The sequence below is a fragment of the Aquabacterium sp. UBA2148 genome (assembly GCF_002328915.1).
GTDB classification, from domain to species: domain Bacteria; phylum Pseudomonadota; class Gammaproteobacteria; order Burkholderiales; family Burkholderiaceae_C; genus Aquabacterium; species Aquabacterium parvum.
This window is the reverse complement of record NZ_DCXA01000084.1, coordinates 1-6,293: the sequence shown is the minus strand read 5'-3', so window position 1 is coordinate 6,293 and position 6,293 is coordinate 1. Positions and strand designations below refer to the sequence as shown.

Annotated in this window: 6 protein-coding genes; all 6 read right to left on the bottom strand. The window is 66.7% G+C overall.

The features are described 5' to 3' along the window. The coding region (locus B2W70_RS04465; protein ID WP_286743281.1) for a TIGR03862 family flavoprotein at nucleotides 1–742 on the bottom strand (742 nt) is incomplete at its 3' end. A 16-nt stretch (nucleotides 743–758) separates the two neighbouring features. Further along, entirely contained in the window at nucleotides 759–1,379 is a 621-nt protein-coding gene (locus B2W70_RS04460; RefSeq protein ID WP_286743276.1) for a glutaredoxin family protein, read from the bottom strand. A 23-nt stretch (nucleotides 1,380–1,402) separates the two neighbouring features. Then, complete coding sequence (locus B2W70_RS04455) at nucleotides 1,403–3,463, bottom strand: M3 family metallopeptidase (RefSeq protein ID WP_286743274.1); 2,061 nt, start codon at nucleotides 3,461–3,463, stop codon at nucleotides 1,403–1,405. A 41-nt stretch (nucleotides 3,464–3,504) separates the two neighbouring features. Then, the gene (gene folD, locus B2W70_RS04450; protein WP_286743272.1) at nucleotides 3,505–4,365 is read right to left on the bottom strand and encodes a bifunctional methylenetetrahydrofolate dehydrogenase/methenyltetrahydrofolate cyclohydrolase FolD; all 861 of its coding nucleotides are present in this window, start codon (nucleotides 4,363–4,365) and stop codon (nucleotides 3,505–3,507) included. Nucleotides 4,366–4,489: 124 nt separating this feature from the next. Continuing rightward, on the bottom strand, nucleotides 4,490–5,131 hold the full coding sequence (locus B2W70_RS04445) for a response regulator transcription factor (RefSeq protein ID WP_058085776.1): 642 nt from the start codon (nucleotides 5,129–5,131) through the stop codon (nucleotides 4,490–4,492). Then, nucleotides 5,128–6,293, bottom strand: a 1,166-nt coding sequence (locus B2W70_RS04440; protein WP_286743268.1) for a sensor histidine kinase, incomplete at its 5' end; no start/stop codon positions are given. The genes B2W70_RS04445 and B2W70_RS04440, both read right to left, overlap by 4 nt.

Sequence of the window (6,293 nt, the reverse complement as noted above, 5' to 3'; positions counted from 1 at the left end):
CGGTCAGCACGACCTCGCCCTGACGTGTCTCGCTGAGGCCTTGCTGGTCGGTGAAGGTCAGGGTGACCGGCTTGATGGGTTGGCCGGCGTGGCGACTCGTGAGGTGTTCCGACCAGCCGCTGCGCCCCGGTGCGGTGGGCGCCACGTCGAAGCCGCAGTTGGCCGCCCGCAGGGGGGCGACATCCACGCCGCGTTCCTGCAGCCAGGGCACCCAGCGGCCGTCCGAGCCCAGGCGCGACCAACTGCCGCCACCCAAGGCGAGCAAGGTGGCGCGAGGCCTGACTGCGATGTCACCGCCGGGGGCGGTGAAGGCCAGGTCCCCGTCGGGTGTCCAGCCTTGCCAGCGGTGGCGGGCATGCACGCGCACGCCCTGCTGGCGCAAGCGACTGAGCCAGGCGCGCAGCAAGGGGGCCGCCTTCATCTCTTGCGGGAAAACGCGGCCAGAGCTGCCCACGAAGGTGTCCACACCAAGGCCCTGGCACCATTGGCGAAGGTCGTCGGGCGTGAAGGCCGCCAGCATGGGCGCCAGGGTGCCTGATCGCCCCTCGAAGCGCGTGACGAAGCGATCGAGCGGTTCGGAGTGCGTGATGTTCAAGCCGCCACGGCCCGCCAGCAGGAACTTGCGCCCCACCGAGGGCATGGCGTCGTACAGGTCGACCTGCCAGCCTTGTGCGGAGAGGAGTTCGGCTGCGGCAAGCCCTGCAGGGCCACCGCCAATGATGGCCACGTCGGTTTCGATCACAGGGTGCAAGGTCAGGTTAGAAGCGGAAACCTTCGGGCGGGTTGCCGATGGTGGGGGCAAAAGGCCGATCGCTTTCGTTGCGACGATCGCCCGCCGGGCTGGAGGCAGGCTTGGGCGGCGCGAGCGGGCTGGCTTCGGGCTGGGTGTACCCAGGTGGAAGCTTCGACTGCTGCGGGTAGCCGGCCGCATCGAGATAAGCGTTCCACTCCGACTGCTGCAGTCCGATGATCTGCTTGCCACCGACCTTGAGCAAGGGCAGCTGGGTGCTGTTTTCCTGGGCGTTGAAGGCTCGGACGTCTTCGGGCGTGTCGACCGTCTTTTCGGTGTACGGCACCCCGCGTGACTGCAGCAGTTGGCGCCCGCTTGCGCAGGCCCCACATTCGCGCATGGTGTAGAGCGTCACCGGGTGGCGGTTGACCACCTGTTGCAACTCATAGGGCAAGGCAACGGTGCTGACACCCGCCCTGGATTTGCCGAGGGCTTGCGCCCCTTCGCCCACGGGAGGGCGGTCTGTGTAGGTGACACGGCCATCGGGGCCCACGATTTTGTAGGCGCCCCAGGCAGCCGGAGCCAGCAAGGCGCTGAGCAGCGCGGGCAGGCAGGCCCGCCAGAAAGCACGGTGGTTGGTCGCTGACATGGCTGGCTCCTTCATTGACTTCATCAGGCCATGCCCTGGTGGCGCAGCAGGGCGTCGATCTGGGGCTCACGCCCGCGAAATGCCTTGAAATTGTCCATGGCGGAGCGGCTGCCGCCAGCTTCGAGGATGGCCTCGCGGTAGCGGCGCCCGACTTCGGCGTTGAGCACGCCGGTTTGCGGCGTGGCGGCTTCTTCGAAGGCTGCGTAGGCGTCGGCAGACAGCACCTCGGCCCACTTGTAGCTGTAGTAGCCGGCTGCGTAGCCGCCAGCGAAGATGTGCGAGAAGCTGTGCTGGAAGCGGTTGAAGGCCGGCGGAATGTTGACGGCAACTTCCTGGCGCACCTCGTCGATCACCTTCTGAACATCGGTTTGTGCGCCGGGCTCGGCGTGCAGGCGCATGTCGAACAGCGAAAACTCGATTTGGCGAGCGGTCTGCATGCCGCTCTGGAAGTTCTTGGCGGCGACCATCTTGTCGAACAGCGCGCGTGGCAGCGAAGCGCCGGTGTCCACGTGGTGGGTGAGCTGCTGCACCACGTCCCACTCCCAGCAGAAGTTCTCCATGAACTGGCTGGGCAGCTCGACCGCGTCCCACTCGACGCCACTGATGCCGGCCACGCCGATGTCGTCGACCTGGGTCAGCATGTGGTGCAGACCGTGGCCAAACTCGTGGAAGAGGGTGGTGACGTCGTCGTGGGTGAGCAGGGCGGGCTTGTCGCCCACGCCGCGGGCGTAGTTGCACACCAGGTGCGCCACCGGGGTCTGCGTCAAGTGGTTGTCGGGGCGATTCCAGCGGCCACGCACGTCGTCCATCCAGGCGCCGGGGCGCTTGCCGGGGCGGGCATAGGGGTCGAGGTAGAACTGACCGACCAGCTGACCTGCGCGCTCGATGCGGAAGAAGCGCACTGTTTCATGCCACACGGGCGCCGTGTCTGGTTTGATGACGACGTCGAAGAGCTTTTCGATCAGGCTGAACAGGCCCTTGAGCACGGTCGGCTCGGTGAAGTACTGCTTGACCTCCTGGTCGCTGAAGGCGTAGCGGGCCTCCTTGAGCTTTTCGCTCACGAACGCGATGTCCCAGGCTTGCAGGTCGGGCAGGGCACATTCGGTGCGCGCGAAGTCGCGTAGCTCGGCCATGTCCTTCTCGGCGTGAGGGCGAGCGCGTTTGCCCAGGTCGCGCAGGAAGTCCATGACCTGCTGGGGGCTTTGGGCCATCTTGGGCACCAAGGACACCTCGGCGAAGTTGGCGTAGCCGAGCAGCTGGGCCTCTTCCTGGCGCAGGGCGACGATCTCCTGCATCAGCGTGGAGTTGTCGCGCTCTGCCGGGCCGAACTCGCTGGCGCGGGTGGCGTAGGCGCGGTACATCGTCTCGCGCAGCGCGCGGTTCGTGGCGTACTGCATGACCGGCAGGTAGCAGGGCATGTGCAGGGTGAGCTTGTGCGTGTCTTTGCCTTCCTTGCCGTCGGCTTCAGCGGCGGCGCGGGTGGCGGCCTGCACGTCGTCCGGCACACCGGCCAGTTCATCGGTGCTGGCAAAGTGCGAGAACGCGTCGGTGGCGTCCATCACGTGCTCGGAGAAGGCCTGCGACTTGGCGGCCTGCAACTCCTGGATCTCGGCGAAGCGCGCTTTGGCCGCGCCTTGCAGTTCGGCACCACCCAGCACGAAGCCGCGCAGAGCGTTGTCCAGGGCGCGGCGGCGGGCAGCGGGCAACTTGCGCTCGGCGCTGGCGGCCTGGTCGGCCAGGTTGACGGCCTTGTACTTGGCGTAGAGGCGCTCGTCCGAGCCCAGGCGCGTGTAGAACTCGGTCAGGCGCGGCAGGTTCTCGTTGAAGGCGGCGCGCAGCTCGGGCGTGTCGGCCACGCTGTTGAGGTGGCCCACGGCGCCCCAGGCGCGGCCCATGCGCTCGGTCGGCACATCCAGCAGCAGGGACAGCGCGTCGTAGTCGGCCGGCACGTCGGGGCCGGTGACTTTTTCAAGCGCCGCTTCGGACTCGGCCAGCAGGGCGTCCATCGCAGGGCTGACCTGCTCGGGCTTGATCTGGTCGAACAGGGGCAGGCCGGAGGTGTCGAGGAGGGGGTTGCTGCTCATGGTGCTGGCGGTGAACGTGGGCAAAGCGGTGCGGGTGGGGCTCAGCGAGTCGCGAAGGTGCGCTCGGCGGCTTCCATGGTGTTGACCAGCAACATGGTAATCGTCATGGGGCCGACCCCGCCGGGCACGGGGGTGATGTGGCTCGCCACTTCTTTCACACCGGCGAAGTCCACGTCGCCGCAGAGCTTGCCCTCGTCGTCGCGGTTCATGCCCACGTCGATGACCACGGCACCGGGCTTGACCATGTCGGCCGTCAGCACGTTGCGCTTGCCCACGGCCGCCACGACGATGTCGGCCTGGCGGGTCATGGCGCCCAGGTCGGCCGTGCCGCTGTGGGTGATGGTGACGGTGGCGTTGGCGGCCAGCAGCATCATGGCCATGGGCTTGCCGACGATGTTGGAGCGCCCGATGACCACGGCGTGCTTGCCGCGCAGGTCTTTCATGCCGATGGATTCGAGCATCTTCATGCAGCCGTAGGGCGTGCAGGCCTTGAAGCCGACCTCGCCGACCATCAGGGCGCCGGCGCTGGCCACGTGGAAGCCGTCGACGTCTTTCAACGGCGAGATGGCCTCGATCACCTGGTGGTCGTCGATGTGCTTGGGCAGGGGCAGCTGCACCAGGATGCCGTGGATGGACGGGTCGTTGTTCAGGGCCTCGACGCGCGCGAGCAGGTCGGCCTCGCTCAGGGTGGCCTCGTACTTTTCGAGCACGGAGTGGAACCCGGCTTCTTCGCAGGCCTTGACCTTGTTGCGCACGTACACCTGGCTGGCGGGGTTGTCGCCGACCAGCACAACGGCCAGGCCGGGCTTGAGGCCCTTGGCGGTCAGGGCGGCGGCGCGCTGGGCGACTTCGCCGCGCAGTTGCTTGGACAGGGCGTTGCCGTCGATGAGTTGGGCGGTCATGGTGGGGCTCCGGGGAACGAGGTGAGCGGGTTCAGCGAAAAAGGGGCTTCGGGGCGTGCCCGAGTGGCCTCAGGAATGGAAAAAGGCCGCTTGCAGGCGGCCTTGTGGGGGCGGCTGGGCAGCCTTACTTGGTGCCGGCTGCGGGCGCCTGGCCGCTGGCGCCCAGGGCGATCTTGAGCAGGTCGGCCACGGTGTTGGCGTTGAGCTTTTCCATCACGTTGGCGCGGTGGGCTTCCACCGTCTTGATGGAGATGCCCAGGTCGTCGGCGATCTGCTTGTTCAGGCGGCCGGCGACGATGCGCTCAAGCACCTGGGCCTCGCGGGTGGTCAGGCGCGAGAGCAGCGCCTCGCGGCTGGCGGCCTCTTGCGACTGCGAGAAGGACGAGCGGGCCTGGTCCAGCATGCGCTCGACCAGGGCGACCAGGGCGTCTTCCTTGAAGGGCTTTTCGATGAAGTCCATCGCGCCCTTTTTCATGGTGTTCACGGCCATGGGCACGTCGCCGTGACCGGTGATGAACACGATGGGCAGGGGGGACTTGCGCTCGAGCAGCTTGTCTTGCAGCTCCAGGCCGCTCATGCCATCCATGCGGATGTCGGCGATCAGGCAGGCGACTTCGCGGGGGTCAAAGCGGGCGAGGAAGGATTCGGCCGAGTCAAAACAGCGAACCCGGTAGTCCTTGCCCTCCAGCAGCCACTGCAACGAGTCGCGAACGGCCTCGTCGTCATCCACCACATACACAGTGCCTTTTTTCGGGATCAAGCTCATGGGTTGTCGGCAAGCAAATCGTTGGAGGGGGGGATGGCCGAGTCGGTCGGGTCCGGCTGGCTACCTGCGTCGGTTTCGATCGGGAGTGTGAAGGTGAAACGACACCCCACGACGTTCGGACCATTGTAGATGTTCTCGGCCTTGATCCGACCATGATGCGACTCAATGATGGAGCGACAAAGACTCAGGCCTATCCCTAATCCCTCGGCCTTGGTCGAGTGGAAGGCCTCGAAAAGCCGCGCCAGCATCTCTTCCTTCATGCCGGGGCCACCGTCGCTGACGGTGAACTCGACCACCGGGCCCTGGTCCTCGGTCACACGCTGTTGCACCTTGAGGTCGATCAGGCGACGCGACATGGGCATCTGGGCCGAGTCGATGGCCTCGGCGGCGTTTTTCAGCAGGTTCAGCAGCACCTGCTCGATGAGGATCGGGTCCGCCATGAGCTGCGGCAGCCGGTTGGCCACCATGGTGTTGAGCGTGACCCGGCGGCGCTTCATCTCGAAAACGGCCAGTTCGAGCACGGCGTCGGTGATGTCGCGCACGCGGGCGGGCTGACGCTGCGGCTCCGAGCGTTTCACGAACTGACGGATGCGGTGGATGATCTGGCCGGCCCGTTGGGCCTGGCGGGAGGTTTTCTCCAGGGCGCTGACGAGCTGCTCGTTGTCGATGTTGCCGTTTTGCACGCGGCTGATCATGCCGCTGCAGTAATTGGAGATGGCGGCCAGCGGCTGGTTGAGCTCGTGGGCCACGGTCGAGGCCATTTCGCCCATGGTGATCAGGCGGCTGGTGAACTGCGACTTCTCGGCCTGGCGGGCGGCGGCCTCTTCGGCCTGGCGGCGGGCGGTGATGTCGGTCGCGATCAGCATTTGCGCCAGGTTGCCGTCGGTCCACTGCACGTAGCGGGCGCGCACGTCGAACCACTTCTGGACGGTGTCCATGAAGACTTCGCGGGTGTCGCTGCCGGCGTTGGTGAGCGAGTGGGCGGGCAGGCCGCCGAAGTCGTCCACGGCCTCGTCGCCGTCGATGATTTCATCGGGCATGACTTGGCCGCCGGTGAGCTGGGCGTGGGCGTCGGGGTTGGCGCCGAACCACAGGCGGTAGGAGCGGTTGGCGAACAGCAGCTCGCCGCGTTGCACCGAGACCACGGACACGGCCGCATCCA